The following is a 25,961-nucleotide window of genomic DNA, read 5'->3' as shown; positions in this document are numbered from 1 at the left end:
TGTGTCCACCACGGGTCGTGTCCGGGTGGTTCGTTCGTGCCGCGGGTCTGCGGCCTGATCTTGTGCTGTTGGGCGCCGATGGATTCGGCGCCGTGATCGCGGGTGTGGCTCACCTCGCGCTCACGAACTCGGGCATGGTCCGGGATGCCCGTGGAGGTGCGGTCAGCGTGAGTCGATGAAGACTGCGCGAGCTGCGTGCCGTCGTCAGAAGTCGATGCCGAGATCGCGGAGCCCGGCGCGGAACAGCTCGACATTGGCGAGTTTGATGTCCTCGTAGCCGCGCACGACGTCGGCGAGAGCGGCTGCGGCAGTGGCTGTCTCGTAGTTCTCCTCGGTCAGCTCGGCGGCGAGCCGCGTCACCATGCCGGTGTAGTGGGCCAGGAGTTCGCGTTCGACCTTGCGCACGTGGGCGTAGCCGAACGGGTCGAGCTTCGTGCCGCGCAGGAACTTGCCCTTTGCGAGGACCTTCAGGGCCACATGGGATTTCGGTGCGAGCCCGATCTTCTTCTTCCTGCCCATGGCGCGCAGGACGGGTGGGTGCAGCTTGTAGGTGAGCTTCTCGCCACCCGGCGCCTGGGCCTGTACCTCGGCGAGGAACGCCGGGTCGACCAGCAGCCGCGCCACTTCGTACTCGTCCTTGTACGCGGTGAACTTGTAGAGCCCGCGTGCGACAGCCTCGCTGAACTCGGTTCGTTCGGTGACGGAACGTTCCGCGGCCCAGATAGTTTCGACGGTATCGAGGTAGCGCCGCGCCACCGTCGTGTTCTGGTAACCGACCAGCTCACCGGCTCGCCGTTCCACGATCCGTCGTACCTCGCCTTCGAAGCCGGTGTGGGCCAACAGCTCCGCCGGTGCGGTCGGCGGAACTCGCCGCGGCTGCCCCTCGTCGACAGCCGCGGCGAATGCCGCCGGATCCGCGACGGCAACCCGGCCCCAGCGGAACGCGGCGCGTGTGGCGGACACCGCGACACCGTTGATCCCGATGGCCTCCTCGATCGCCGCGACCGGCAGCTTCAACCCGCCCGCCTGAACAGCCGCGCCGACGATCAGGAAATTCGCTGCGGCGGTATTGCCGAACAGCTTCTCCGCGGCGGCGAGCGCGTCGAAATGGGTGATCGAACTTGTCACCGCCGCCAGGCGATCCAGCAGGGACGTGGTCTCCGGGTACGTCGCCGACTTGTCGTACACCATGTCCCCGGTCGGTGTCTTGCTGGTCGACGCCACCGCCACCGTGCTCGTCGCGCTGCCGTAGCGCAGGTAGCGGGGGTCGGCGGCGGTGAGCAGGTCGACCGCCATCAGGCAGTCCGCGCTGCCCGGTGTGAGCCGGTTGGCCGGTTCCAGTTCCGCCCCGGAGAACCGCAGGTGCGATACGACCGGGCCGGCCTTCTGGCTCAACCCGATCTGATCGAGCGTTTCCACCGCGTACCCGGCGCGCAGGGCGGCGGTGGCAAGCACCTGGTTCACCGTGACGATCCCGGTGCCGCCGATGCCCGCGATGAGCACGTTCTGTGTGCGTTGCGGCACACCCGGTGCCGGATCCGGAACAGACGGCGGCTCAATGGTTTTGCGCTTCGTCGGCTGCTCCGGTGACAGCTCGACCGTCACGAACGACGGGCAGTCACCGTCGAGGCAGCTGTAGTCGGTATTGCAGGACGTCTGGTCGATGCGGGTCTTGCGGCCGAACTCGGTGTCGACAGGCTGCACGGACAGGCAGTTCGACTTGGTGCCGCAGTCACCGCAGCCCTCGCAGACCGCCTCGTTGATGACCACGCGGGTGTTGCGCACCGGCAGGGTGCCGCGTTTGCGCTGCCTGCGGGCATCGGCGGCGCAGTGCTGGTCGTAGATCAGCACCGTGACACCCTCGATCTCGCGCAGCATCCGCTGGGCTTCGTCGAGCCGGTCACGATGCCACAGCAGCGTCCCCTTGGCCAGGGCCCGCTTGCTGTGCCGTTTCGGTTCGTCGGCGCAGACGATGATCTGCTTGACGCCCTCGACGGTGAACTTGTGGGTGAGCTGGGCGACGGTGAGCATGCCGCCCACCTCCTGCGCCCCGGTCATCGCGACGACTTCGTTGTAGAGCAGCTTGTAGGTGATGTTCACTCCCGCCGCCACGCACGCCTGCACGGCCAGCTGTCCGGAGTGGAAGAACGTTCCGTCGCCGATGTTCTGGAACAGGTGCGGCACATCGGTGAACGGTGCCTGCCCGATCCACTGACTGCCCTCGCCGCCCATCTGCGTCAGCCCGGTGACGGCGCTGTCGGCGCGGCCCGACATGGTGACCAGCGTGTGACAGCCGATGCCGCCACCACCGATCGAGCCCTCGGGCAGGGCGGTGGACCGGTTGTGCGGGCAGCCGCTGCAGAAGTACGGCGTGCGCTTGGTGCCGAGCACCTCCAGCGGCAGCGCGGGTGGCGCGGCTTTTTTCAGCTCGACGCGCTCGCGCAGCACCCGGCGCAGCGGGGCGAGCAGCCGCCCGGCGTCGAGTTCGCCGTCGACCGGCATCAGCCGGGCACCGCGCTGGTCGCGCTTGCCGAGGATGCGTGGGGTGTGCTCGGTGCCGTAGAGGATCTCGCGGATCTGGGTCTCGATGAAGGCGGTCTTGTCCTCGACCACGATCAGTTCCTCGAGTCCACGGGCGAACTCGATGATCTTGGCCGGGCCGATCGGATAGGGCATCCCGATGCGCAGCAACCGGATTCCGGCCCGATGCATCGCGGCCTCGTCGACGCCGAGCTCGAGCAGTGCTTGGCGCACGGCGTCGAATGTCGTTCCGGTGGCGGCGATGCCGACCTTCGCCTCCGGTGGGTCCACCTCGATGCTGTCGATGGCGTTGGCCGCGCCGTAGGCGTGCACCATCGCCCAGCGCGGGCCGTACAGGTCCGCCTCGGCGAGCAGGCTGTCGGTCGGGGCGGCCATCGGGCGCTGCCGGTACGTGAAAAACCGTCCCTCCCACTGCACCTCGGGCACCGTCACGGCGAGGTCGGCCACATCGGCGTCGACCGTCCACGCGCCGTCGGCGACATCGGCGACGATCTTCAACGCCACCACACACCCCGAGGCCCGCGACAGCGCGATGCCCTGCATGCCGAGCGTGATGATCTCCTCGGCATTGCGCGGGAACAACACCGGCACACCCATCGCGGCCAGCGAACGTTCGCTCACGGCGGGCACGGTCGACGACTTCGACGAAGGATCGTCACCGACCAGCAGCAACACCCCGCCGCGCGGATTCACCCCGTACATGTTGGCGTGGCGGATGGCGTCGGTCGCCCGGTCCACACCGGGGCCCTTGCCGTACCAGACGCCGACCACGCCGTCGTGGGTCGCCCGGCCGGCGGGCAGGTCGGCCTGGCTGCCCCACACCGAGGTGGCGGCCAGTTCCTCGTTGAGTCCCGGCACGAAGGTGATGTCGTGTTCGGTAAGCACGTCCGGCATGCCGAGCAGCATCTTGTCGACCCCACCCAGCGGACTGCCCTGATAGCCGGAGACGAAGGTGGCGACCCGGCGCCCGGCGCGAATGTCACGCACGTGCTGTTCCACCAGCAGCCGGGCGATGGCCTGGACCCCGGTCAGCAGCACAGGACCCGCCCCGGACCGATACCGGTCGGCGAGATCGTAGGGCGCGGCCGGTTCGGCCAGCGGTCGGGCGGTGGAACAGACGACGCTGGTCATGAACACCTCACTGCACGAAGGAAAACTGCTACCCGTGCTGCGAAATGTGCCGTGAAGGGGTGAACTGTGTCAACAGTCACACAAAAAGTTGATCAGACTGCTCAAAAGTGATCTAGGACACTGAAGCGGATGCGTCAATCTGCTCGAGCCGAGAGACCTAGCTCACATCGTCGTCGGATCGCCGTGCTGTCAGATCCTCGACCAGCGGCAGGCTCCGATACCCGATCGGTGTGGCCAGCGCGAGCATCGTCTCGGTATGGTTGACCCCATCGATGGCGTGCACCCGCTGAATGATCTCCAGCAGATCCTGCTGTGACCGCGCGGCCACCCGGACCAGCAGATCGGCGCGACCGGTCGTCGCGTGCACCTCGAGCACATGCGGGAAGTCGCGCAACCGCTCGATGATCGGGTCCATCTTGTTCTGATCGAGCTCGATTCCGAGAAACGCGTGCACCGCGAACCCGATCGCCGCCACATCGATATCCGGCGGATACCCCCGCACCGCCCCCGAGGACTCGAGCCGCTTCATCCGCGCCTGCACCGTGTTCCGCGCGATCCCGAGCCGCTGCGCCAGCTCGAGAATCGGCGCCCGGGGATCCCGCGCCAGCTCGGCGAGCAACGCGGCGTCGACAGCATCGAACTTGATGGCCATCCGCGCATTCTGGCACAACGGAAATGGAGTGAAAGAGATGAAGACCGAACGGATTACCGATGGTGGGGAGCGGCTGCTCCTCGAGAATACGCTCGACCGCAACCGCGAAGCGCTCATCGATACCGCGCGCGGGCTGTCGGAAACCGACGCGCGCAGACGCCTCGTCCCATCGCTCACCACACCGATCTCGCTCCTCAAACACGCGGCCGGTGCCGAGCGGATCTGGTTCCAGCGGTTCTGGGGTGGGCTCGCGGAGCACGAATGCGACGGATACGCGCGCCGCGACGAAGGCACGTTCGCCGTGTCCGATGAAGAATCGCTGGCCGATGTCATCGCCGAGTTCGAACGCGCGAGTCACCGCTCCCGCGACATCGCCGCCCACTTCGACCTCGACGACACCCTCGACATCCCCGGCGAGGGGAGGGTCAGCATGCGCTGGACACTGCTCGCCATGATCGAGGAGTTCGCCAGACACGCAGGCCACGGCGATATTCTGCGCGAACAGATCGCGGCCGCGGTGGATCGCCGAGGCTGATAAGCGCTCGACAAAGGGAGACCGTCCGGCTCGAGAGGTTCCGTCGCCCGACCTCGATCGCCGGCCTTCACCGGTCGGCGTCGCGCCGGGTGGTGGTCCATAGCCCACTCCTCGCTGCCGTCACGCTCGCCTTACCACGGCGTCGCCGCACCGACCCGCGATCTCGCGGTGCATACCATCGTCGCCATGAGTTCGACCAAGCTCTCCGCCGAGGCGCGGGCCAGGCGGAGCGCAGAGATGAAGGAGTTCCTGCGGTCCCGACGGGCTCGGGTCACCCCCGAGGATGCCGGTTTGGCCGTGGGCGACGCTCGGAGCCGACGCACTCCTGGCTTGCGTCGCGAAGAGGTCGCGGTGCTCGCCGGGGTGGGCGTGTCCTGGTACACCTGGCTCGAGCAGGGGCGTGACATCAACGTGTCCGGTGAGGTGCTGGACGCGATCGGCCGGGTACTCCGGTTGGATTCGGCTGAGCGGGAACATCTCTATCTGCTGGCCGGGCTCAATCCGCCCCGGCAGGCGCCGTCGGCCCGCCCGGTTCCGGCAGGCTTGCGCCAGGTCATCGACTCCTGGCTGCCGCGCCCGGCGTATCTGCTGGATCGGCATTGGAATCTGGTGGTGGTCAACCGTGCGGCCCAGGCGGTGTTCGGTTACGGCGAGGAAGACCACAACTGCCTGGTGACGTTCTTCACCAGCGCTCGCTACCGGTCCTCGCTGTGCCACTGGCACGACGGGGCCCGTGCGATCGTGGCCCAGTTCCGGGCCGACGCCGCGCGCTACCCGGACGACGCGGAGTTCGGTCGAATCGCCGCCGACATGTGTTCCGTGAGTGCCGAATTCGCGGAAATCTGGGCCGAGCACGATGTTCGTGACACGACGACGGGCACCAAGGTCCTCCTGCACCCGGAGGTCGGTGAACTCGTCTTCGACTACACCACTTTGCTGTTGCCCGACCTGCCCGGCCATCGCCTGCTGCTGCACACCCCGGCAGCCGACACCCCGACACAGCTGCGATTGGACAGTTTGCTCGGGGCGGCCGCCCGATAGTTCGAAAGGCGTGAGCGTCGTGGGTGGTGCTGGCAGACCCATGTTCGTCCGGCACTGCTGAAACACCGGAGCGGCCCGCAGGATCGGTGGCATGAATCGTTTCGCCAACCGCACCGTTCTCATCACCGGCGGCACCTCGGGCATGGGCCTGGCCACCGCCCGTCGACTCCTCGACGAAGGCGCCTATGTCGTCGTCACGGGACGTGACGATGCCCGACTGCGCAGTGCCGCAGCCGAACTCGACGCGGGCCAGCGGGTGCTGACTGTCCGCGCCGACGTGGCGAACCTCGACGACCTCGATGCCCTGATGCGCTCCATCCAGCGCTGGCGCGGCCACCTCGACGCCGTCTTCGCCAACGCCGGTACCGGAATATTCAAACCCACCTCCGAGCTCACCGAGGCCGACGTCGACCAGTCCGTCGACATCAACTTCAAAGGCGTGTTCTTCACTGTGCAGAAGGCCCTCCCGCTCCTGAGGGAGGGTTCCGCGATCGTCCTCAACGCCTCGTGGACGCTGTACCGCGGCCTACCGGTCGCCTCGGTGTACTCCGCGACCAAGGCCGCGGTCCACAACCTGGCACGCACCCTCGGCTCGGATCTCGCTCCGCGCGGTATCCGTGTCAACTCGGTGAGTCCCGGCTTCATCGACACACAGATGTACCGCGACGCCACCACCGATCCCGAGGCCGACGCGCGCAACGCCGCGCAGGTACCGCTGGGCGCCGTCGGTCACGGCGCGGAAGTCGCTGCGGCGGTGGCTTTCCTGGCTTCCGACGACGCCTCCTACATCACCGGGCAGGACCTCGTCATCGACGGCGGACTCGTCGGCTCGTTCCCCAACCGGTGACTCTCACCGGAAGGAGTCGATGTTCTCCTCGGCCCACTGCTCGAAGGTTCTGGCCGCCGACCCCGTCACCCGCGCGACGGTGTCGCGCACCCGCAGCAGCGCGTCGTTGACATCGCCACCAGTCACATCCAGGACGGCGTCGGCGGCGTCCTCACCGAAGACCGCGACCATCCCTGCCCGGGCTTCCTCGCGGGTGATCTCGGTGACCTCGACGTCGCGGTGCAGCAGCCCGGCGATGGTCGTCACCTGCTGACGCGCGCTCACCGGTGCGGGGCCGGTGAGCGCATACCGCTGCCCCCGGTGGCCAGGTTCGGTCAGCGCGATGCGGACCACCGAGGCGATATCGGCGGGATGAATCGTGGGGAGCCCGACATCGGCGTAGGGCAGCTGGACGGGCTGCCCCGCCTGGATGGTCGGCGCCCACATGAGGGCATTGGACGCGAACTGCGTCGGCCGCAGAATCGTCCAATCCATCCCACTGGCCTCGAGAATCTTCTCCACCGACGCCTTGTCGACTGCGGGACCGAGGTGAGGGTGGGTCTCCACGGTGATCGACGACACCAGAACCACATGCTCGACACCGGCCCGACGGGCGCGGTCGATGATCTCGGCGTCCGGCCCGATCCCCGGCACGAGGAACATCGACCGCACCCCCTCCAGCGCCGTCGTCACCGAGGCTGGGTCGGCCAGGTCGCCCTCGACCGCCTCGATCCCCGCCGGGAAGGCAGCGCCGGAGAGATCACGGGTGAGTGCCCTGATCGGCTCGGAGCTGAACGCCCGCAACTCTTTCAGCAACGGGCCTCCGATATTTCCGGTGGCCCCGGTAACCAGAATCATGAGCATGTCCTCTCGCGTGGTGATCGACGAACGCCACGCTAAGACCTCAACTCGACTTGGGGTCAAGGGTTCGGAGTCGATGCCGACGGCGCACCGGCCGGGCACGGTCGCGTCCCGTTCTGACAGCATGGCGAGGTGATGAAGGCCCTGCGCTCGGCGCGAGACAAAGCACGGCGGTTGCCGGGCGCTGTCTGGTACCTGGCGGTCGGTGGCGTCACCGCACTGCTCGCGCTGTTCGCGGTGGTCGGTCTGCTGCTCGTCGGTGCCTTCTGCCTGATCGGCGTCGGGATACCGGCACTGCCCGAGGCTGTTCGGCTGGTCCGCCCATTGGTGTCGTTCGATCGGCGCCGGGCGGCACGGTACCTCGGTGAGCCCGCGGTGCAGGTCTATCAGCCGTTCACCGGTGGACTGCGGCAGCGGGTCGCGACGGTGTTCACCGATCCGGCGAACCGCCGGGACTTCGGCTGGTTGGCCGCTCACGCGCTGACCGGCCTCTACATCGCCGTATTCGCCCTAGCACTCCCACTCAGCACCCTCATTCAGCTGACGGTCCCCGCATTCTGGCAGCTGATGCCGCCGGGGGCGGAGTTCGCCAGTCTCGGATTCACGGTCGACTCGTGGCCGAGGGCGATTCTGAGCGTCGTCCTCGCAGTCCCGGTGGGCCTGGTGACCCTGCAACTTCCGGTCGCCGCGCGGTGGCAGGCGATGGCAACCCGCGCCCTGCTGAAACCGCCCGAGGGCGCCCTGCTGGCCGACCGGGTCGCGGCCCTCACCGCCACCCGCGCCGCCGCGCTCGACGCGCACGGCGCCGAACTGCGCCGCATCGAGCGCGACCTGCACGACGGTGCGCAGGCCCGGCTCGCGGCGGTGATCATGCAGCTCGGCCTGGCCGACCAGCTGCGCGACCAGGACCCGGACACCGCGCACGAGCTCGTGCGCAAGGCACAGGACACCGCGACGGCCGCGCTGGCCGAGCTGCGCGATGTGGTGCGCAACGTGTATCCGCCGGTGCTCACCGACCGTGGGCTGGCCAGTGCCGTCGCGGCGGTGGCCGCCCGCAACCCGATCCCCTGTGCGCTCGACCTCCACGAGGTCGGCAGGCGCCCCGCCGCGGTGGAGGCGGCGGCGTACTTCGTCATCACCGAGGCACTCACCAACGCCACCAAGCATTCCGGTGCCACGGGCATCTCGCTGGTGCTTGGCGGTGCGCCCGAGCTGTTGACGATCGAGATCCGCGACGACGGCGTGGGCGGCGCCGTGGAGACCTACGACGGCGGACTGGCCGGAATCCGGCGCAGGGCCGAGGCGCTCGACGGCCGGATGGTGCTGACCAGTCCGCCCGGTGGCCCTACTGTAGTTCGGGTGGAGTTGCCGTGCGGGTCATGATCGCCGAGGACAATGCCCTGCTGCGCGAGGGCCTGGTACTGCTGCTGAGCACCGCGGGTATCGAGGTGGTCGCCGCCGTGGACAACGCCGACGACTTCCTCACGGCGGTGGCCGCTGATCGCCCGGACGCGGTGGTCGTCGATGTGCGCCTGCCGCCCACATTCACCGACGACGGCTTACGCGCGGCCGTCAGCGCACGCAAACTGCACCCTGGGCTGCCCGTGCTGGTGCTGTCGTCCTGGGTGGAGGACAGCTACGCCGCGGAACTGCTCGGCGACGGGATGGGCGGTGTCGGTTATCTACTCAAGGAGCGCGTCGGCAAGGTGGATCGCTTCCTCGATTCGCTGCGCCGGGTCGCGGCCGGTGGCACCGCGATGGACCCCGAGGTGATCTCGCAACTGCTGGTGCGCCGCAAGGCCGACGACCCGATGGCCGCGCTCACCGCACGGGAGCGCGAGGTGCTCGCGCTGATGGCGGAGGGCCACAACAACGCGACCATCGCCGAGCGGTTGGTGGTCAGCGAAGGCGCTGTGCACAAACACATTCGGAGCATCTTCGCGAAGCTGGGGCTCTCCGCCGAGGATGTCGGCCATCGTCGGGTACTCGCCGTGCTTGCCTACTTGAACGCGTGAAGCCCCGAACCCGTGGAGGGTTCGGGGCCGCACCCGATTCCGGTCAGTCGGCTCGACAGGTCACGTCGTCCGCGGGCAGCGTGCCGTCGCGGAAATAGGTGTTCACAGCCGAGTACACGCAGGAGTTCGGGTAGCGCCCGAAGATCCAGTGGATCGGCACGTCCTGGAGGGTGACCATGCGGGAAGCGCTGAGATCTTCGTGCAAGGCGACCGCCCCGTCGTAGGTGGTCCTGGTGTCACCGGTGGATTGCACGATCAGCGCCGGCACCGCGTTGCGTACCACCGTGGTCGGTTCGACGGGCGGCGCCCAGAACGCACACGGAGTGATGTTGTTGGTGAACCCGGCGAACAGCGGCTGGGTGGCGCGAGCGGCCTCGATATTGCGTCGATAGAACTCGGGATCGCGCGGCGTGGCCACGTCACCGCACATGATCGCCATCTGCGACGAATTGTCCTTCGGCCGTGCCTTCAAGGCGAATCCGAGGGTGGAATCCAGTGTCTCGTCGGGCTGGGCGGGTTTGCCCGCCGCGGCATCGGCGATGGTCCGGATCTGTCGGGCCACCATCTCGTACTGGTCGGGGCTGTCCAGCCCGACGAACAACACCACCGGCAGCCAGTGTTCGTCGATCTCGTACTCGCCCAACCGGATCGGCGTGACGGCGGCCTGTCCGATCAGCTCTTGGACCGCCTCGCGAACCTGCGCACGGCTGGTGCCGAGCTGGTATTCCGCGTCGCGCGCGGCGACCCAATCCGCCCACAGGTCGAACGCGGCCTCGTTGAGCGGACCCATGGCCTGCATCATGCCCACCGGCCCGTACTCGTCCGGGTCGGCCGCGCTGTCGAGCACCATCCGGTCGCTGCGATCGGGGAACATCTGCATGTACACCGCACCGAGGTAGGTGCCGTACGAGGTGCCGAAGTAACTGATCTTCTCCGCACCGAGAAGGCCGCGGACGACGTCCATGTCCCGTGCGGTGTTGCGGGTGGTGATGTGGGGTAGCCGCGCCCCTTCGGTTGCGGCACAACGGGCGGCCAGATCGCCTTGCGTAGCAACGGATTCCGCGAAGCCGACCGCGTCGAGCCCCGCCGAATGCAATCCGAAGCCGACCGGCCACTCGCAGTCGACAGCCGACGAGCGCCCGACACCACGCGGGTCCATCCCGATCAGGTCGTAACGAGCCCGCACCTCGGGCGTCATCGCCTTGCCGACATCGACCATGAAGTCCAGACCTTCACCGCCGGGACCACCCGAATTGGACAGCATGACGCCGCGCTGTGGGTCGGTACCGGCGATCCGAGAGATCGCCACCGTCAGCGTCGGACCCTGTGGGTCGGCGTAATTCACCGGCACGGTGACGTCGGCGCACTGTGCCCCGGCCTCGTCCAGTTTCGGAACCCCGCAGTCTTTCCACTCCAGGTGCTGACCGGTGAACCGGTCCGGCACCGCGGCCTGTGGGTCCGCCTCTGCCTCGGGACCGGCACAGCCGATCAGGGCGGCACAGGCCAGCAGGCCGGTCACGGCCACCGTCAGCCCTTTCGCGCGTTTCACTGTTTCTCCTCGTAAGTTGGTCGGCCGCATCGGACTTGGTGACGGGTGATCACGAGGCGCACAGCGCGGCGTCCAGCACGCTGTTCACCGCGTCGGCCTCTTCGTCGTTGGTCGGCAACTGGTTGACCGTCACGGTCACCGCGGTGCCCTCGGCCGTCACACCGTTGCGGGTCTCGAAGCCGGGAATGCTGCCGCCGTGCCCCCACACCTGCGCACCGCACGATGCGGTCCGGTGGATCAGAGCGAGTCCGTAGTCCGCGCCCGGCATCCGGTCGAACGGCACGGTGCGCTGCATCTCGGCCAATTGCGCAGGCGGCAAAAGCTTTCCGGACAGCAACGCGATGAAGAACCGGTTCAGATCGGTCGCGGTGGCGACCATGTCACCGGCGGTGGCGGCCCAGGACGGGTCGAAGTCGGTGAAATCGACCGGTTCACCGTCCACCCGGTGGTAGCCACGGGCATGCGGGCCACGGATGCCGGTTTCGCGGGAAGCGGGCACATAGGTGTCGCGCAGACCGAGCGGCTCGAGGATCCGGCGTCCGATCTCGTCGGCGGCCGGGTTGCCCGTCACCCGCTCGATCAGCAGACCGGCCAGCAGGTAGTTGGTGTTCGTATAGACCGATTTCGCGCCCGGTTCGAACTGCGGCGGTAGCGTCATCGCCCGCCGGACCAACTCGGTCATCTCGAAGTGCTGCCACCGCAGCGCCTCCTCGTCCGGGTCGAGCTGTTCGGAACCCTGGGCGGTGATGCCGTCGCCGGAACCTCGGCCGAGGTAGTCGGGCACCCCGCTGGTGTGCTGCAACACCTGCCGCACCGTGATCCGATTGCCGTCGTTACCGTTGCCGCGCACTACCCCGGGCAGGTACCGCTCGATCGACGCGTCCAGGTCGACCTTGCCCTCGGCGACCAACTGCATGATCACCGTGGTCACATAGGTCTTCGTGTTGCTCCCGATCCGGACGCGCGCGTCCTCCGGGAACGGTGCGCCGGTGCCCAGGTCCCCGACGCCCGCACTGAACGTCCGATGCCCGCCGGGCCCGTCGATCACCACCTGGACACCCGGGAATCCCTGGCGAACCACCGCGTCCATCGCGGCGCTCACCGCAGGCGACGGCATCGTCACCACCTCCTCCGATGCCCCCACCGACGTCCCACCCCCGCACGCGGCCACCGCGAGCACCGCACCCACCACAACAACTGAAAGGCCCGCTTTACCGGAGTCCCACCGAAATCGGTTCATGAGCAGTGTCTTTTCTCCTGTTCGAGCCCGGAAATCATCGGTGCGTTACCGACGATTTCGAGCCTAGGAATCGACAACCCGCCCGCCCATGCCACGCGCACCCGAATACGGGCTCCCGCCTACTGTCCTGCGGTGGTAGTGCCAGCACCACCATGGTGCTTCGGACGCGACACACGTCGATACCTCGTCTCGACGAGCGCCCCGCCCGGCATTCTTTGCGTTATGACCCCAACTCGGTGCTCGAGCACACTCAGCTCGTCGGCAGCGGGCGGCGAAAATCCCCGGGTCATGTGCGCGGTTACCCGGGGTATCGGCGCAGCCGAGGGCGGTGGCAGGAGAGCACCCCGCCACGACCCGGCCCCGCTATCGGGCCATTGTGCGCATCGTTGTGCGGCGACCCGCCTCAGCCGTGACCGGCCAGAAGGATTCGGCTCTATTCTCGAGTGTCGTCGGTGGGCGTGGCTGGTGTCATGTCGTAGGCGGTCTGGACGGTTTCGTTGCGGTCGGTAGCGCCGATGGTGTTCTGGGAACGGTCCCACAGCGCATCCATCTGCTTGCGTTGATCGTTTTCGATTTCGACTGGTAACACGTTGCGGTAACGAGTGTTTCGGCCGGCAAGCACATCGATCGTGGTCTGGATGACTGGCTCCGGATCGTACTGAGGATGCGGGAAGGCGAGACGGGCGTAATCGAAGACACGGTCAGCGGGGTTGTCTCGCCAGGACTTCCACGCCTCGAACATGGTGTCGTTGAAGCCGGTGAGGAATGGTCCTGGATTGATCGTGGCCACGACGATGCCGTATTCGGCGAGTTCCTGGTGCAGGGCGTCGGCGAAAGCTTCCACCGCATGCTTGGAGCCGGAGTACGCGCCGGTGAACGGGTCGGTGGTCAAGCCCGCGACCGAGGACATGAATACGATTGTGCCTCGGCCTCGCGCGATCATCGCGCGGGCGAAACCCTGTGTGAGCAAGATCGGCCCGAAGACGTTGACCTCGAATTGTCGACGCAGCGCGGTGGCGGGCAGATCCACAACCGCGCCACCTTCGGCGATTCCCGCATTGTTGAGCAGCACGTCCACGTCCCATGCCCAGGCCTTCGCACGGTCGTCGGGGTTTGTGACATCGAGTTTCTCCACACGCAGACGCACATCGCGCTCGGCCGCTTCCGCGCGCACCGCGGCGACCTGGGCGGCGATCTCGACTCCGGCGATCACGTCGTCGCCTTGCTCGGCGGAGCGGAGCGCGATCTCTTTGCCGAATCCGGTGCCCGCACCGGTGATGAGGACAGTCTTTGTCATACCGGCGCCGTACCCGAACCGAGGTAGAGCAAACGACGCGGGATCAGTTGCCCTGGTCATCTGAGCAGAGGCCGAGCTGATCATCGCGTACCTCTATAGCGGTCCAGAACCGCGAACCGCCCCATCGAGAAGGGGCGCGCTCAGGTTAGGTGAAGGGACAACATGGATGCGTGCGACGTGCCCGATGGCGGGCGCCACTGTCGCGCGTTGCCATGCTCGAATTCAGCAGCATGTGAACTGGGTGCGATCGGGTTCAATGTGCGGGCCATTGCGTATAGAGGGCCGAGCCAGGTCGATCGCGTGTTCAGTCGAATTCGAGTGTTGCGCGCGGACCTGTCACGATTCGGAGGGATACGCCTGTTGCAGCGAGGCGGTTCAGGAAGCGAGAGTCGAAATGAATTGAGGGAAAACTACGATCCGCTAGTGCTGCGGTTACGACAACATCCCAGGCTGAACTACCGGTCTGTGGCGTGGCAGTTGCCAGCTCATCGAGGAACGCATCCAGTGCCGCATCGAGATTCCATGTCGATGTGACGCTGACGAATCCTGCTGCCTCGCAACGAATCTCAGGTGTAGGTTCGTAGTTGTGCTTGTCCAATGAATACTCTTTTCCTACATGACGTCGATATCAAACGAAAGTCTCGTGGACGTAAGGAAGCTCAGCGTCGAGTTCGAAAGAATGATCGACGGCCAGCAGTTTGCCGGGGCGTCAACGGAGACAGCCAGGCAGCCGGAGATATTCGGATCATCGACGACCGGCTGCAACCGCGCATTGATCTCCTCGAGTCGATCGACGGCCTGATGTATCGAATCATCAACGCTCCCGACATTGTCCACCAATTTCAGTACCCACCCGTCGGATTTTCTCCGAAGCTTGGGAGCCCCACCAGGCTGCCCGGCCCGCCACTGTTTGGACGGCGCCAGGCCGAGGGCCGCTGTCACGCCGTCTGGTTCGAATTCCCCTGTCAATCGCAGAGACACAGCGACCTCGTATTGTTCACCAACTGTCATTGCAGCCTGATTCCCGTTGGATCACCATAACCCTTTCCGCCTTTGGGCTTGATATACGTTTTCCTTTCCATCCTTATATAGGTCGTAGCGGGACGGTGGTTCCGGTTCAATATCGTGTGGATCGTGTCCACCGGACTTTAGTTCGTTAATATCCTTGTCGGTGAGGATTTTATCTCGGGCGGGGTTGCGGCTACGTTCCTCGGTACTATCCCAGGCGGGCTCGTCGTCAGCGGCCTCGTCGGCCATGACGTACACCGCCAAACCTGCGATCGCCGAGACCGCAGCCTTCAAACCTGTGTCGGTGAGGTCTAAGACCGTGGCGAATGGGCCATCCTTGGTAGCTGCGCCAACGGCCACCGCCGCCGTAGCTGCGGCAAAGATACCCACGACACGTCGATCTCCACCGGGTCCACCCGAAGCTGGGGACGTTTCATGTCCGGGAATCGGGGTCTCAGAGCGATGCGGTGAGCTCCGCTCGTGACCGCTACCTCATGTCGCCTTCATCGCAATTAGGGGGTTGACCGACGCCGAGATCCCGGACACGGTCACCGGCCCGCTGTCCCCGATCCGACTGGTCAACCTCAAACTGCTCACCGCGCCGAAGGCCGCTTCTGCGCGAGTCACCCGAAGGGCAGCACCTACGCCCGCCGCGAGGTAGCTCGACGGCTCGCCGAACAGGGGCGTCCCCTCTATTCAGGCCTGGATCGTCCATCAGTTGTCTGACGTCCGATTCCCGGGACCACGCCGAACATCGCATCTGCGGAGACCTACTCGGCTGCCAGCTGATCATCGGGCTCTCACGTGGGTTCCGTCAGATCACCCCATAGGCCGGCGAGGGAAGTCAGACGTTGTCGCCGTTTGTTGTCGTCGGCTCTTTGGAGCTCGGCCTGCGATGCGACGGCACGCGGCCGTCCGCTCTGCACCTTCCCAGTCGCCCCACCTGGACCGTTTCACCGGCCTTCTCGTCGTCGATCCAGGAATACATAAGGGTGATACACGTGTTGAGGATCGTGGGTAAATCGTAGAAAAATCGTAGAAAGCAGGGGTGGACCCCGAAGATGACCAGGTCAGCGGGGGTGTAGGCTTTGTCGGTCATGAAGTCGGCTTATTCGGGTGCGCCCAAGACGGTCTACCTCGATCATGCGGCGACCACTCCGATGTTGCCTGCCGCTGTCGAGGCGATGACGGCTGCCTTGGGGATGGTGGGGAACGCCTCGTCGCTGCACGGATCGGGGCGGGCCGCGCGGCGGACGCTCGAGGAGGCGCGGGAGTCGATCGCCGCCGAGTTGGGGGCGCGGCCGTCGGAAGTGATCTTCACTTCCGGGGGGACCGAGAGCGACAATCTCGCGATCAAGGGGATTTTCTGGGGGCGGCGAGCGGCCGATCCGCGCCGGACCCGGCTGGTGGTGAGCTTCGTCGAGCATCACGCGGTGCTCGACGCGGTGGAGTGGCTCGAGCAGCACGAGGGCGCGCAGGTGAGCTGGTTGCCCGTCGACGTCGAGGGTGTGGTGTCGCCGCACGCGCTGCGCGAAGTGCTCGAGGCGCACGGTGACGAGGTGGCGCTGGTGAGCGTGATGTGGGCCAACAACGAGGTCGGCACCGTCCAGCCCATCGCCGAATTGGCTTCCGTCGCACAGGAATTCGACGTTCCGATGCACAGCGACGCGATCCAGGCGGTAACCCAGGTTCCGGTCGATTTCGGGGCGAGCGGGCTGGCCGCGCTGAGCGTCGCGGGGCACAAGGTCGGCGGTCCGCACGGTGTCGGCGTGCTGCTGCTCGGTCGGCAGGTGCCCTGTGTGCCGCTGATCCACGGCGGCGGCCACGAACGTGACCTGCGTTCGGGAACCTCCGACGTGGCGGCCGCCGTCGGCTTCGCCGCCGCCCTGCGCGCCCCCTCCGTCGAGGCGGCACACAGCCTGAAAGCCTTGCGCGACAAGCTGATCGCCGGTGTGCTGGCGCTGGAACCCGACGCTGTGCTCAACGGTCCGGCCGATGACCGCAGGCTCCCCGGCAACGCCCACTTCACCTTCCCCGGTTGCGAGGGCGACTCCCTGTTGATGCTGCTCGACGCCGCCGGTATCGAATGCTCGACCGGCTCGGCGTGCAACGCTGGGGTGGCCTCGCCGAGTCACGTCCTGATCGCGATGGGTGTCGAGCCGTGGCAGGCGCGCAGTTCGCTGCGGTTCTCGCTGGGCCACACCTCGACCGAATCCGATATCGACACATTGCTGACCGTGCTGCCGCAGGTCATCGAAAGGGCCAGGGCCGCGGGTCTGGCCGGCGCTAGAGGAGGTGCCTGATGCGAGTACTTGCCGCCATGAGTGGTGGAGTCGATTCGGCGGTGGCCGCGGCGCGGGCCGTGGACGCCGGTCACGAGGTGGTCGGGGTGCACCTGGCGCTGTCGGCGTCGCCGGGCACCTTGCGCACCGGCTCGCGTGGCTGCTGCTCCAAGGAAGACGCCGGTGACGCCCGCCGCGCCGCCGATGTGCTCGGTATCCCGTTCTACGTGTGGGATTTCGCCGACCGCTTCAAAGAAGACGTGATCGACGATTTCGTCGCCGCCTACGCCGCGGGCGAGACCCCGAACCCCTGCCTGCGCTGCAACGAGAAGATCAAGTTCTCCGCCCTGGCCGACCGCGCGCAGGCCCTCGGCTTCGACGCCGTGGTCACCGGGCACTACGCCCGCCTCGAAGACGGTGTGCTGCGCCGCGCGGTCGACGCCGACAAGGACCAGTCCTATGTGCTCGCGGTCCTCACCGCCGAGCAGCTCTCCCGGGCCATGTTCCCGGTCGGCGACACCCCGAAGCCGCGTATCCGTGAGGAAGCGGCCGAGCGGGGTCTCGCCGTGGCGAACAAGCCCGACAGCCACGACATCTGCTTCATCCCCTCCGGCGACACCCGGGCGTTCCTCGGCGCGAAGATCGGCATCCGCCCCGGTGCGCTCGTCGACTCCGACGGCACCGTGCTCGGCACCCATGAAGGCGTGCACGGGTTCACCGTCGGTCAGCGCAAGGGCCTCGGCCTGAGCCACACCGCCGCCGACGGCAAGCCTCGCTACGTCACCGGGATCGACCCCGATTCCGGCACGGTGAAGGTCGGTTCGGTGGAAGACCTGCAGGTCGACGTCATCACCGCCGACCGCGCCATCTGGACCTCCGGGGTGCGCCCGACCGAACCGGTCGAGTGTGTGGTGCAGGTGCGCGCCCACGGCGGCACCGCGCCCGCCGTCGTCGAACCGGTGGGTGACGGGCTGGTCGCGCGGCTGCGTGAACCGCTCAGCGGCGTCGCGAAGGGGCAGGCCATCGTGCTCTACCTGCCCGATGCCGACGGTGGCGACACCGTAATCGGCAGCGGCACCATCAACGGCACCGACCGCGCCGGGGTCGACGCGGGGATCACCGACGCTTCCGCCTGAGGAGCGCGCCGTTCGACGTCACGAAAGGTGTTGTGCACGTGACATTGTCGCGAAGCAAGAACTCCGAGGAGAGCGCGCCCGCGGACCTGCTCGTCGGCGGCATCGCCACGGGTATCGGGTCGTGGCCGGGTACCGATCCGAGGGAAGCCGCCGCGACGATCATCGGTGAACTGCCCGACCTCGCGCACCTGGTCGAACTGCCGCAGCGCGGAATCGGCGCCGACATGATCGGCCGGGTGTCGGCGCTGCTGGTGGATATGCGCTTCGACTCCACCACGCGCGGTTACCGGCTGGCCGCCCGCCCGGGCTCGGTGTCCCGCCGGGCACGTGACCTGCTCCAGTTCGATCTCGATGCGATCGAAGAAGCTTGGGAGACAGCAGGTTTGGTGGGAACCGGCCGTGTCCTCAAGGTGCAGTCGGCGGGACCGCTCACCCTGGCCGCCGAAGTGGAACTGCCCGGCGGGCATCGGATTCTCACCGATCCCGGTGCGGTGCGCGATCTTTCGGAATCCCTCGCCGAAGGTTTGGCGCGGCACGCGGACGAGCTGCGTAGACGGCTGGGCGCCCAGGTCGTCATTCAGCTCGACGAGCCGCAGCTCACCACGGTGCTCGAAGGTTCGTTGCAGGGGCCGAGCATCCTCAACACCATTCGCGCCCTTCCCGAACCCGACGCCCTGCGCATCCTCGACACCGTGATCCAGGCACAGAACGCGCCGGTCCTGTTGCACACCTGCACATCTCGTCCCGCACTGGCCACCATCGGCCGCACCGCCGCCGCAGGCATCTCCTTCGACGCCGCGACCATCACCACCCCCGACCTCGATGCCCTCGGCGACATCGTCGACCGGGGCAAGAAGATCGCCCTCGGCCTCACCCCGGTCGAGCAGCCGGGCGCGCCGATCACCTGGCGCGAGATCGCCGAACCCGCCGTCCGCCTGGTCGACCGGCTCGGCTTCCCGCGCACGACCCTGGCCACCCAGGTCCTGGTGACTCCCGCCTGTGGGCTGGCCGGGGCCTCTCTCGAATGGTCGCGCCGCGCACTCGCGCTCAGCACCGAGGTGGCGCGTGCCTTCGCCGAGGAACCGGAGTCGTTGAACGTCGAGTAGTGCTCGCCTGTCCGGTGCCGTAACCAGGCGGGCGCTCCATGATCCGGGGTTCCGACGTGAGTAGAAGACCGGGTCGGCGACGGGCCCGGACGGTCGCCGAAAGTGTCGGTGGCCTCCACTAATGTGCTGGGTGTGAGTGAGAGCGACAGCGCGGTTTCCGTGAGTGCCGAAGGTGCCACCCCCGAGCAGCGGGTGCGGTGGCAGCAGCTGGCCGACGAGGTGCGTGAGCACCAGTTCCGCTACTACGTGCGGGACTCGCCGATCATCACCGACGGCGAGTTCGACGCGCTCCTGCGTGAACTGCAGGCGATGGAGGAAGCGCACCCCGATCTGCGTACACCCGATTCGCCGACCCAGCTGGTCGGCGGCGGATTCGCCACCGAGTTCACCGCGGTAGACCACCTCGAGCGCATGCTGTCGCTGGACAATGTGTTCGACTTCGACGAACTGCGCGCCTGGGCCGCCCGCGTGGAGGCCGAAACCGGTCCCGACCTGCACTACCTGTGTGAGGTGAAGATCGACGGTGTGGCCCTGAACCTGGTGTACGAGAACGGCAGACTGGTGCGCGCCGCCACCCGCGGCGACGGGCGAACCGGTGAGGACGTCACCCTCAACGCCCGCACCATCGACGACATCCCCACCGAACTCACCGCCACCGAGCAGTTCCCCGTCCCGGAACTGCTCGAGGTGCGCGGTGAGGTGTACTTCCGTCTCGAGGATTTCCAGACGCTCAACGCCCAGATCGTGGCCGAAGGTAAACCGCCCTACGCCAACCCGCGCAATACCGCCGCCGGTTCGCTGCGCCAGAAGAATCCCGCGATCACCGCCCAGCGCAGGCTGCGGATGATCTGCCACGGCTTCGGCCGCATCGATGGTTACCGCCCCACCTCCATGCACGAGGCCTATCAGGCGCTCGCCGCGTGGGGACTGCCGGTGTCGGAGCACACCCGGCTGGTGCAGGGCGTCGACGCGGTGATCGAACGGGTCGCCTACTGGGGCGAGCACCGCCACGACATCGAGCACGAGCTCGACGGTCAGGTCATCAAGGTCGACGAGATGGCGTTGCAGCGGCGGCTCGGCTCCACCTCTCGTGCCCCGCGCTGGGCCATCGCCTACAAGTACCCGCCGGAAGAGGCGACCACCACGCTGCTGAACATCGAGGTGAACGTCGGCCGCACCGGGCGCGTCACCCCGTTCGCCGTGATGGAACCCGTCACCATCGCGGGGTCGACGGTCGCGATGGCCACCTTGCACAACGCCTCGGAGGTGAAGCGCAAGGGTGTGCTGATCGGCGACACCGTCACCATCCGCAAGGCCGGTGACGTGATTCCCGAGGTGCTCGGCCCGGTGGTCGACGCCCGTACCGGCGACGAACGCGAGTTCGTGATGCCCACCCACTGTCCGAATTGCGGCACCGAACTGGCCCCCGCGAAAGAGGGCGACGCCGACATCCGCTGCCCCAACCAGCAGTTCTGCCCCGCCCAGCTGCGCGAGCGCGTGTTCCATCTCGCCGGGCGCGGCGCCTTCGACATCGAGGCGCTCGGTGACAAGGCGGCCGACGCGTTGCTGCGCTCCGGCGCCATCATCGACGAAGGTGACCTGTTCGATCTCGACGAGCCGAAACTGCTGTCGGTTCCGCTGTTCACCAACAAGGAAGGCGGCTTGTCCGCCAACGGCAGGCGGCTGCTGGAGAATCTGCAGGCGGTGAAGGACCGGCCGCTGTGGCGGGTGCTGGTCGGGTTGTCCATCCGGCACGTCGGCCCGACCGCCGCCCGCGCGCTCGCCGCCGAGTTCGGCAGCCTCGAACGCATCGAATCCGCGTCGGTGGAAGAACTTTCGTCGACCGACGGGGTGGGTCCGACCATCGCCGCGGCCGTGGTCGAGTGGTTCACCGTCGACTGGCATCGCGCCATCGTCGACAAGTGGCGGGCCGCCGGTGTGCGCATGGAGGACGAGCGCGACGCCTCCATCGAACGCACCCTTGAGGGGTTGTCGATCGTGGTCACCGGCTCGTTGCAGACCTTCACCCGTGACGGTGCCAAGGAGGCGATCCTGGTCCGCGGCGGCAAGGCGGCGAGCTCGGTGTCGAAGAAGACCGCGTTCGTGGTGATCGGCGATTCCCCCGGTTCCAAGGCCGCCAAGGCCGAAGAACTCGGTGTCCCGATCCTGGACGAGGACGGTTTCCGGCTGCTGCTCGAGCAAGGGCCGGAAGCGGTCAGGCCACCGGCCGAGTCGGACGCCGAGTAGCGACTCGGTCTCGGCTCAGCGCGGGGTGACGGTGACCGTGTTCGCCATCTGGGTGCGGATGTCGAACTGGGCGCACTGGCCGTTGGTGAGTTCCACGTGCCGATGCGTCTTCTTCGAGTTGCCCTCGATGTCGACGACGACGTCGCTACCGGTCATCGAGCACACCTTCGACACCGGCGCCTCGGTGTAGCTGACGGTCCCGGCCCCCTGGCAACTGTTCGTCGAGTTCCCCAGGAACACCCGTGCGGTCCCGTCCGGACAGGGATCGGCCGCCGCGGTCGGCGCACCGACCATCAGCACCGGAACCACGGCCCCGGCCCCCAACGCCGCGACAACCAGCCCACGAATCATCACTGCAGCTCCGCCTCTCACCGATTTTCGGCCAGACTACGCCAGACCCGCACCCCCGCGCGCGACATGCACACGATCGCAAACCTGGACACTTCTCGCCGAGACGCAGCGACTGTCAGCTGCCCGAGGGTGCCGATGACGCCTGTTACCGTCGGTCTGCGCGGGTCTCGACATCTGTTCGAGGCCTCGGTTATCGACTGTCGCGTCGAAGGGACGAAGCGGTGGGCAAGCACACGAGCGGGACCACAGGCTCCACCCCGGCACCCGATGCGATCGAGGTGCGCGGCGCCCACGTGCACAACCTGAAGAACATCGATGTATCGGTGCCGCTGGGCAAGTTGGTGGCGGTGGCCGGGGTATCCGGGTCGGGTAAGTCCTCGCTGGCGCTCGGGGTGCTGTACGCGGAGGGTTCCCGGCGCTACCTCGAGGCTCTGTCGACCTACACCCGGCGCCGTCTCACCCAGGCGGCGCACGCGGCCGTGGACAGCGTCGAGCACGTACCCGCCGCGCTCGCGTTGCGCCAGCGACCCGGAATTCCCGGTGTACGGAGCACTTTCGGCACGTCGACCGAATTGCTCAACAGTCTTCGCCTGATCTTCTCCCGGCTCGGCCACCACCGCTGCCCGAACGGGCACCGCCTCGAGCCGACGATGGATGTGGCGCTCGACCGGCCGTTGACCTGCCCGGTCTGCGGTGCGGTGTTCGGGCCGCCGAGCGCGGAGTCGTTCGCGTTCAACAGCGAAGGCGCGTGCCCGCGGTGCGCGGGCACCGGCACCGTACGGGAAGTCGACGACGATGCCCTCGTCCCCGACCCGTCCCGCAGCATCGACGAGGGCGCGGTGCTGCCTTGGTCGATGTTCGGGCTGGCGGCCGTGCCGAAGGTCGCCGCCGAACTCGGCGTGCGCACCGACGTGCCGTTCTCGACGCTGACGAAGAAGGAACGCCGCATCGTCTTCGAGGGTCCGCCGGTGAAACGACGCATCCTGTACCCGGCCAAGAACGGCAAGCTGTTCGATCTCGACGCTTCCTACCGCAACGCTCGCCAGGCGGTCGAGGAGGCGTTGAAGAAGGCGACCAGCAAGAAAGGGCTCGACCGTGTCGACAGATTCCTGACCGTGCAGACCTGCCCGGACTGCGCGGGAACCCGGCTGAACCAGCAGGCCCGCTCCACCCTGGTCGATGGCATCGACATCGCCGAGGCCACGAGCAAGACCCTCGACGACATCACCGCCTGGGTGCGCACGATTCCGGCGAACGTGCCGAAGCCGATGGCACCGATGGCCCGCGACATCGTCGCCCAGATGGTCGCGACCGCCGGGCGGCTCGTCGAACTCGGGTTGGGCTACCTCGCTCTCGACCGCGCCTCGTCCTCGCTGTCCACCGGGGAGCGCCAGCGTGTGGCGCTCTCGCGGGCGGTCCGCAATCGCACCACCGGCGTGCTCTACGTACTCGACGAACCCTCGATCGGACTGCACCCCGCCAATGTCGAGGGCCTGCTCGCGGTCGTGCGCAGCCTGCTGGCCGACGGCAACTCGGTGATCGTGGTCGACCACGATGTGCAGATCCTGCGGGCAGCCGAATGGCTCATCGAGATCGGCCCCGGTTCCGGGCGCGACGGCGGCACGGTCATCGCCGAAGGCCCCCTCGACCGTATCGTCGGCGACAAGGCATCGTTGATCGCCGGTTTCATCGACGGCCGCGCGGACATTCGCGTCCGACCCCGCACCGCCGCGGCCGACCTGTTCGAGGCGGGTCGCATCCACCTGCGTACTGCGCCGCTACACACTGTCCACGCCCTCGACCTGGACATCCCACGTGGCCGGCTCACCGCGGTCACGGGTGCCTCCGGCTCCGGCAAGACCACCCTCGTCCTGGAAAGCCTTGTCCTGGCTCTGCACGCCGACGCGGTGGGTCGGCCGCTCCCGCAACACATCCGGAAGGTCGCCTCCGACGGCATCACCCGCGTCCACGTCGTCGACGCCGCGCCCATCGGCATCAACATCCGCTCGACAGTCGCCACCTACAGCGGTGTCCTCGACGACCTGCGCCGCGCGTACGCCGCCACCGCCGCCGCGAAGGAACGCGGCCTGCACATGGGTGACTTCTCCTACAACACCGGCAGCCTGCGCTGTCCGACCTGTGAGGGCACGGGCCAGATCGAACTCGACGTCCAATTTCTGCCCGATGTCGACATCATCTGCCCCGACTGCGACGGATCCCGCTACGCCCCGGCAGCCGACACCATTCGGCGGCCGCCGCACGGTGACGACACCGGCGAAGGCCTGAGCCTGCCGCGACTGCTGGCCTGCACCGTCACCGAGGCCATCGAACACACCGGTGACCTGAAGAAGGTGAGCTCCCGTCTGCAGACCCTGCTCGACCTCGGCCTGGGCTACCTCACCCTCGGCGAGGCCACCCCGTCCCTGTCCGGCGGCGAGGCCCAGCGGCTCAAACTCGCCACCGAACTCGGCCGCGACCAGCACGACACCGTCTTCGTCCTGGACGAACCGAGCGTCGGGCTGCACCCCCTCGACGTCCGCGTCCTGCTCGCCGTGCTGCAACGCCTGATCGACCACGGCGCCACCGTCGTCTTCATCGAGCACGACCTCGACATGATCGCCAACGCCGACTATGTGATCGACCTCGGCCCCGGCGGCGGCCGCGACGGCGGCCGCATCACCGCCACCGGCACCCCCGAGAAGATCGCCGCCGACCCCGACAGCCTCACCGGCCACTACCTACGCGCGGTGCTACCCCAGCATTTCCGGCCCGAATCGAGCACAGCAGGTGAGCCCGGCCCACCTTCTCCGAAACTCAGGCGAGACCACGGGTAACTCGCCGGAAATGGGCTGACCCGCCCACCGACTCCCCGCCTGCCGCGTCACCAACGAGCCTCGCCCCTTAGTCTGGCCGAAATACGCGGAGAGGCGGGACGGCATCTTGTTGCGGAGTTTTCAAGTGGCCAATCATGGGTCTTTGGCCGAGGCGCAGCAATTGCGGCTGACCAAGGGGGCCGGTGGACCGCTCGCGGTGCCGGTGACGGCGGTGTACGGCGTCGCGGCGTCGGGGAAGACCAGTGTGGTCGACGCGCTCGCGCAGATGCGTGATGCCGTCTTGAATTCGGTGAGCGGCTGGGATCCGTACGCGGGTCCGGTGCGTCGGCCGCACCTCGGATTCGCCGACCGGCCGACCGAATTCGTGACCGGTTTCGTGGCGGAGGGCGTTCCGTATACCTACGGCTTCCGCCTCGACAGTGCCGATGTGATCGCCGAGTGGCTCTACACTCATCCTCGTTCGCGCAAGCGAATCGTGTTCGAGCGCAACGGGGATCAGGTCAAGATCGGCCCGATGTTCGAGGCGGCCCGGTACGGGGTGACGGCGCTGGTGCCGTTGCTGCGGCCGAACGCGTTGCTGCTGAGCCTGGCCGGTCAGTTGTACGCGGAGGCCCTGGTACCCGCCTATCGCTGGTTCGCGGCGAATCTGCAAGTGCAGCAGGGCGATATCGATGTGGAGGCGCTGGCGTACGAACTCGGCAGCCACATCTCCCGTTCGCCCGACAACGCCGCGCGCCTGCTGATGCTGTTGCGCACAGCGGATCTGGGCATCGAGGATCTGCTGATCGCCGAGCACGACCCGATGTACGCCGACTACCTGCGTGACATGGATGCCGGAATCGCTTCGCTCACAGCGCAACTGGACCAGGGCGGCGCCGATGCCGTGCTGGTGGAACGGGAGCTGAGCACGTTGCGTGCCGCCCGTGACACCCTGTACCGCCGCATGGTCGACCGGCGCGGCCCCGGCCTGAGCCTGGTGCACGAAGGCATCGACATCGCGTTCGGCCTGGCCGACGAATCGACGGCGACCCGCGCGCTGCTGCGAGTGCTGCCCGCCATGCTCGAGGCGCTCGACACCGGCGGTGTCCTCGCTGTCGACGATCTCGGTGCGGGCCTGCCGGTGGAGGAGACCGACCGGCTGGTGCAGCTGTTCCAGAACCCGGAGACCAACGCCCGCGGCGCCCAGCTGATCTACACCACCGCGAATCGCGCGCTCATCGACCGCAACAACGGCCGGTCCCAGCGCACCAGGACGGCGGTGTGGCAGGTGCGGCGGACGCAGGGCGTCAGCGAACTCGTCGGTCTGTAG

Annotated in this window: 22 protein-coding genes; 11 read left to right on the top strand and 11 right to left on the bottom strand. The window is 67.4% G+C overall.

Translation table 11 applies throughout. The annotated features are described in order from the left end of the window. Positions 1-204: 204 nt before the first annotated feature. Both AB0I35_RS10560 and AB0I35_RS10555 read right to left on the bottom strand, forming a co-directional pair. The gene (locus tag AB0I35_RS10560) at positions 205-3,672 is read right to left on the bottom strand and encodes an indolepyruvate ferredoxin oxidoreductase family protein (protein WP_357395543.1); all 3,468 of its coding nucleotides are present in this window, start codon (positions 3,670-3,672) and stop codon (positions 205-207) included. A 157-nt stretch (positions 3,673-3,829) separates the two neighbouring features. Continuing rightward, positions 3,830-4,324: an Lrp/AsnC family transcriptional regulator gene (locus AB0I35_RS10555; protein ID WP_067493199.1), complete on the bottom strand. Its 495-nt coding sequence runs from the start codon at positions 4,322-4,324 to the stop codon at positions 3,830-3,832. A gap of 37 nt (positions 4,325-4,361) precedes the next feature. On the opposite strand from AB0I35_RS10555, the gene AB0I35_RS10550 reads away from it, so the two are divergent. The 3 genes from AB0I35_RS10550 (at position 4,362) to AB0I35_RS10540 (ending at position 6,747) form a co-directional block, all read left to right on the top strand. Continuing rightward, on the top strand, positions 4,362-4,859 hold the full coding sequence (locus tag AB0I35_RS10550) for a DinB family protein (protein WP_357395542.1): 498 nt from the start codon (positions 4,362-4,364) through the stop codon (positions 4,857-4,859). Between the two features lie 186 nt (positions 4,860-5,045). After that, the gene (locus AB0I35_RS10545) at positions 5,046-5,900 is read left to right on the top strand and encodes a helix-turn-helix transcriptional regulator (RefSeq protein ID WP_357395540.1); all 855 of its coding nucleotides are present in this window, start codon (positions 5,046-5,048) and stop codon (positions 5,898-5,900) included. Positions 5,901-5,991: 91 nt separating this feature from the next. Continuing rightward, complete coding sequence (locus AB0I35_RS10540) at positions 5,992-6,747, top strand: SDR family oxidoreductase (RefSeq protein ID WP_357395539.1); 756 nt, start codon at positions 5,992-5,994, stop codon at positions 6,745-6,747. A 3-nt stretch (positions 6,748-6,750) separates the two neighbouring features. Here the strand turns inward: AB0I35_RS10540 and AB0I35_RS10535 are convergent, their stop codons facing one another. Then, positions 6,751-7,584, bottom strand: coding sequence for an NAD(P)H-binding protein (locus AB0I35_RS10535; RefSeq protein WP_357395537.1), 834 nt, complete (start codon positions 7,582-7,584; stop codon positions 6,751-6,753). Between the two features lie 138 nt (positions 7,585-7,722). On the opposite strand from AB0I35_RS10535, the gene AB0I35_RS10530 reads away from it, so the two are divergent. Together AB0I35_RS10530 and AB0I35_RS10525 are read left to right on the top strand one after the other, a co-directional pair. After that, positions 7,723-8,970, top strand: a complete 1,248-nt coding sequence (locus AB0I35_RS10530) for a sensor domain-containing protein (protein WP_357395930.1) — start codon at positions 7,723-7,725, stop codon at positions 8,968-8,970. Further along, on the top strand, positions 8,958-9,602 hold the full coding sequence (locus AB0I35_RS10525; protein WP_067493207.1) for a response regulator transcription factor: 645 nt from the start codon (positions 8,958-8,960) through the stop codon (positions 9,600-9,602). Before AB0I35_RS10530 ends, AB0I35_RS10525 begins: the two co-directional genes overlap by 13 nt. 43 nt (positions 9,603-9,645) lie before the next feature. Here the strand turns inward: AB0I35_RS10525 and AB0I35_RS10520 are convergent, their stop codons facing one another. The 7 genes from AB0I35_RS10520 to AB0I35_RS10490 all read right to left on the bottom strand — a co-directional run bounded on the left by AB0I35_RS10520 (position 9,646) and on the right by AB0I35_RS10490 (position 15,795). Continuing rightward, the gene (locus AB0I35_RS10520; protein ID WP_357395536.1) at positions 9,646-11,151 is read right to left on the bottom strand and encodes an alpha/beta fold hydrolase; all 1,506 of its coding nucleotides are present in this window, start codon (positions 11,149-11,151) and stop codon (positions 9,646-9,648) included. Positions 11,152-11,200: 49 nt separating this feature from the next. Continuing rightward, positions 11,201-12,268: a serine hydrolase domain-containing protein gene (locus AB0I35_RS10515; RefSeq protein WP_357395534.1), complete on the bottom strand. Its 1,068-nt coding sequence runs from the start codon at positions 12,266-12,268 to the stop codon at positions 11,201-11,203. Positions 12,269-12,824: 556 nt separating this feature from the next. Beyond that, on the bottom strand, positions 12,825-13,688 hold the full coding sequence (locus AB0I35_RS10510) for an SDR family oxidoreductase (RefSeq protein WP_357395533.1): 864 nt from the start codon (positions 13,686-13,688) through the stop codon (positions 12,825-12,827). A gap of 304 nt (positions 13,689-13,992) precedes the next feature. Then, positions 13,993-14,286 (bottom strand): hypothetical protein, encoded by a 294-nt coding sequence (locus AB0I35_RS10505; protein ID WP_357395531.1) that lies wholly within the window; start codon positions 14,284-14,286, stop codon positions 13,993-13,995. A gap of 14 nt (positions 14,287-14,300) precedes the next feature. Next, the gene (locus AB0I35_RS10500) at positions 14,301-14,699 is read right to left on the bottom strand and encodes a DUF4279 domain-containing protein (RefSeq protein ID WP_357395530.1); all 399 of its coding nucleotides are present in this window, start codon (positions 14,697-14,699) and stop codon (positions 14,301-14,303) included. Positions 14,700-14,720: 21 nt separating this feature from the next. Then, the gene (locus tag AB0I35_RS10495) at positions 14,721-15,086 is read right to left on the bottom strand and encodes a polymorphic toxin type 33 domain-containing protein (RefSeq protein ID WP_357395529.1); all 366 of its coding nucleotides are present in this window, start codon (positions 15,084-15,086) and stop codon (positions 14,721-14,723) included. Positions 15,087-15,540: 454 nt separating this feature from the next. Then, the gene (locus AB0I35_RS10490) at positions 15,541-15,795 is read right to left on the bottom strand and encodes a hypothetical protein (protein ID WP_357395528.1); all 255 of its coding nucleotides are present in this window, start codon (positions 15,793-15,795) and stop codon (positions 15,541-15,543) included. Between AB0I35_RS10490 and AB0I35_RS10485 the strand changes: the two genes are divergently transcribed. From AB0I35_RS10485 to ligA, 4 genes are all read left to right on the top strand, one after another. Continuing rightward, on the top strand, positions 15,794-16,999 hold the full coding sequence (locus AB0I35_RS10485) for a cysteine desulfurase family protein (protein WP_357395527.1): 1,206 nt from the start codon (positions 15,794-15,796) through the stop codon (positions 16,997-16,999). The two genes, AB0I35_RS10490 and AB0I35_RS10485, sit on opposite strands and share 2 nt — an antisense overlap. Then, the gene (gene mnmA, locus AB0I35_RS10480) at positions 16,999-18,114 is read left to right on the top strand and encodes a tRNA 2-thiouridine(34) synthase MnmA (protein WP_357395526.1); all 1,116 of its coding nucleotides are present in this window, start codon (positions 16,999-17,001) and stop codon (positions 18,112-18,114) included. Before AB0I35_RS10485 ends, mnmA begins: the two co-directional genes overlap by 1 nt. A 38-nt stretch (positions 18,115-18,152) precedes the next feature. Further along, positions 18,153-19,220: a methionine synthase gene (locus AB0I35_RS10475; RefSeq protein ID WP_357395525.1), complete on the top strand. Its 1,068-nt coding sequence runs from the start codon at positions 18,153-18,155 to the stop codon at positions 19,218-19,220. Positions 19,221-19,379: 159 nt separating this feature from the next. Then, positions 19,380-21,467: an NAD-dependent DNA ligase LigA gene (ligA, locus tag AB0I35_RS10470; RefSeq protein WP_357395929.1), complete on the top strand. Its 2,088-nt coding sequence runs from the start codon at positions 19,380-19,382 to the stop codon at positions 21,465-21,467. A gap of 15 nt (positions 21,468-21,482) precedes the next feature. Here ligA and AB0I35_RS10465 read toward each other — a convergent pair whose 3' ends face one another. Then, positions 21,483-21,821: a hypothetical protein gene (locus tag AB0I35_RS10465; protein WP_357395524.1), complete on the bottom strand. Its 339-nt coding sequence runs from the start codon at positions 21,819-21,821 to the stop codon at positions 21,483-21,485. Positions 21,822-22,039: 218 nt separating this feature from the next. Here AB0I35_RS10465 and AB0I35_RS10460 point away from each other — a divergent pair, with 218 nt between their 5' ends. Together AB0I35_RS10460 and AB0I35_RS10455 are read left to right on the top strand one after the other, a co-directional pair. Then, positions 22,040-24,652: an excinuclease ABC subunit UvrA gene (locus tag AB0I35_RS10460; RefSeq protein ID WP_357395522.1), complete on the top strand. Its 2,613-nt coding sequence runs from the start codon at positions 22,040-22,042 to the stop codon at positions 24,650-24,652. 124 nt (positions 24,653-24,776) lie between these two features. Next, positions 24,777-25,961: an ATP-binding protein gene (locus AB0I35_RS10455; protein WP_357395521.1), complete on the top strand. Its 1,185-nt coding sequence runs from the start codon at positions 24,777-24,779 to the stop codon at positions 25,959-25,961.

This window comes from Nocardia sp. NPDC050378 (genome assembly GCF_040655675.1).
Taxonomy (GTDB): Bacteria; Actinomycetota; Actinomycetes; order Mycobacteriales; family Mycobacteriaceae; genus Nocardia; species Nocardia coubleae.
The sequence above is the reverse complement of the archived record's forward strand: the minus strand, read 5'-3'. Positions and strand labels throughout refer to the sequence as shown.

What these genes read in the sequence shown, in the direction of transcription:
- AB0I35_RS10490 (WP_357395528.1), bottom strand. Translation starts at nt 15,795, where the DNA reads ATGACCGACAAAGCCTACACCCCCGCTGACCTGGTCATCTTCGGGGTC.
- AB0I35_RS10500 (WP_357395530.1), bottom strand. Translation starts at nt 14,699, where the DNA reads ATGACAGTTGGTGAACAATACGAGGTCGCTGTGTCTCTGCGATTGACA.
- AB0I35_RS10530 (WP_357395930.1), top strand. Translation starts at nt 7,723, where the DNA reads ATGAAGGCCCTGCGCTCGGCGCGAGACAAAGCACGGCGGTTGCCGGGC.
- AB0I35_RS10485 (WP_357395527.1), top strand. Translation starts at nt 15,794, where the DNA reads ATGAAGTCGGCTTATTCGGGTGCGCCCAAGACGGTCTACCTCGATCAT.
- AB0I35_RS10515 (WP_357395534.1), bottom strand. Translation starts at nt 12,268, where the DNA reads ATGCCGTCGCCTGCGGTGAGCGCCGCGATGGACGCGGTGGTTCGCCAG.
- AB0I35_RS10510 (WP_357395533.1), bottom strand. Translation starts at nt 13,688, where the DNA reads ATGACAAAGACTGTCCTCATCACCGGTGCGGGCACCGGATTCGGCAAA.
- AB0I35_RS10535 (WP_357395537.1), bottom strand. Translation starts at nt 7,584, where the DNA reads ATGATTCTGGTTACCGGGGCCACCGGAAATATCGGAGGCCCGTTGCTG.
- AB0I35_RS10540 (WP_357395539.1), top strand. Translation starts at nt 5,992, where the DNA reads ATGAATCGTTTCGCCAACCGCACCGTTCTCATCACCGGCGGCACCTCG.
- mnmA (WP_357395526.1), top strand. Translation starts at nt 16,999, where the DNA reads ATGCGAGTACTTGCCGCCATGAGTGGTGGAGTCGATTCGGCGGTGGCC.
- AB0I35_RS10545 (WP_357395540.1), top strand. Translation starts at nt 5,046, where the DNA reads ATGAGTTCGACCAAGCTCTCCGCCGAGGCGCGGGCCAGGCGGAGCGCA.
- AB0I35_RS10555 (WP_067493199.1), bottom strand. Translation starts at nt 4,324, where the DNA reads ATGGCCATCAAGTTCGATGCTGTCGACGCCGCGTTGCTCGCCGAGCTG.
- AB0I35_RS10550 (WP_357395542.1), top strand. Translation starts at nt 4,362, where the DNA reads ATGAAGACCGAACGGATTACCGATGGTGGGGAGCGGCTGCTCCTCGAG.
- AB0I35_RS10560 (WP_357395543.1), bottom strand. Translation starts at nt 3,672, where the DNA reads ATGACCAGCGTCGTCTGTTCCACCGCCCGACCGCTGGCCGAACCGGCC.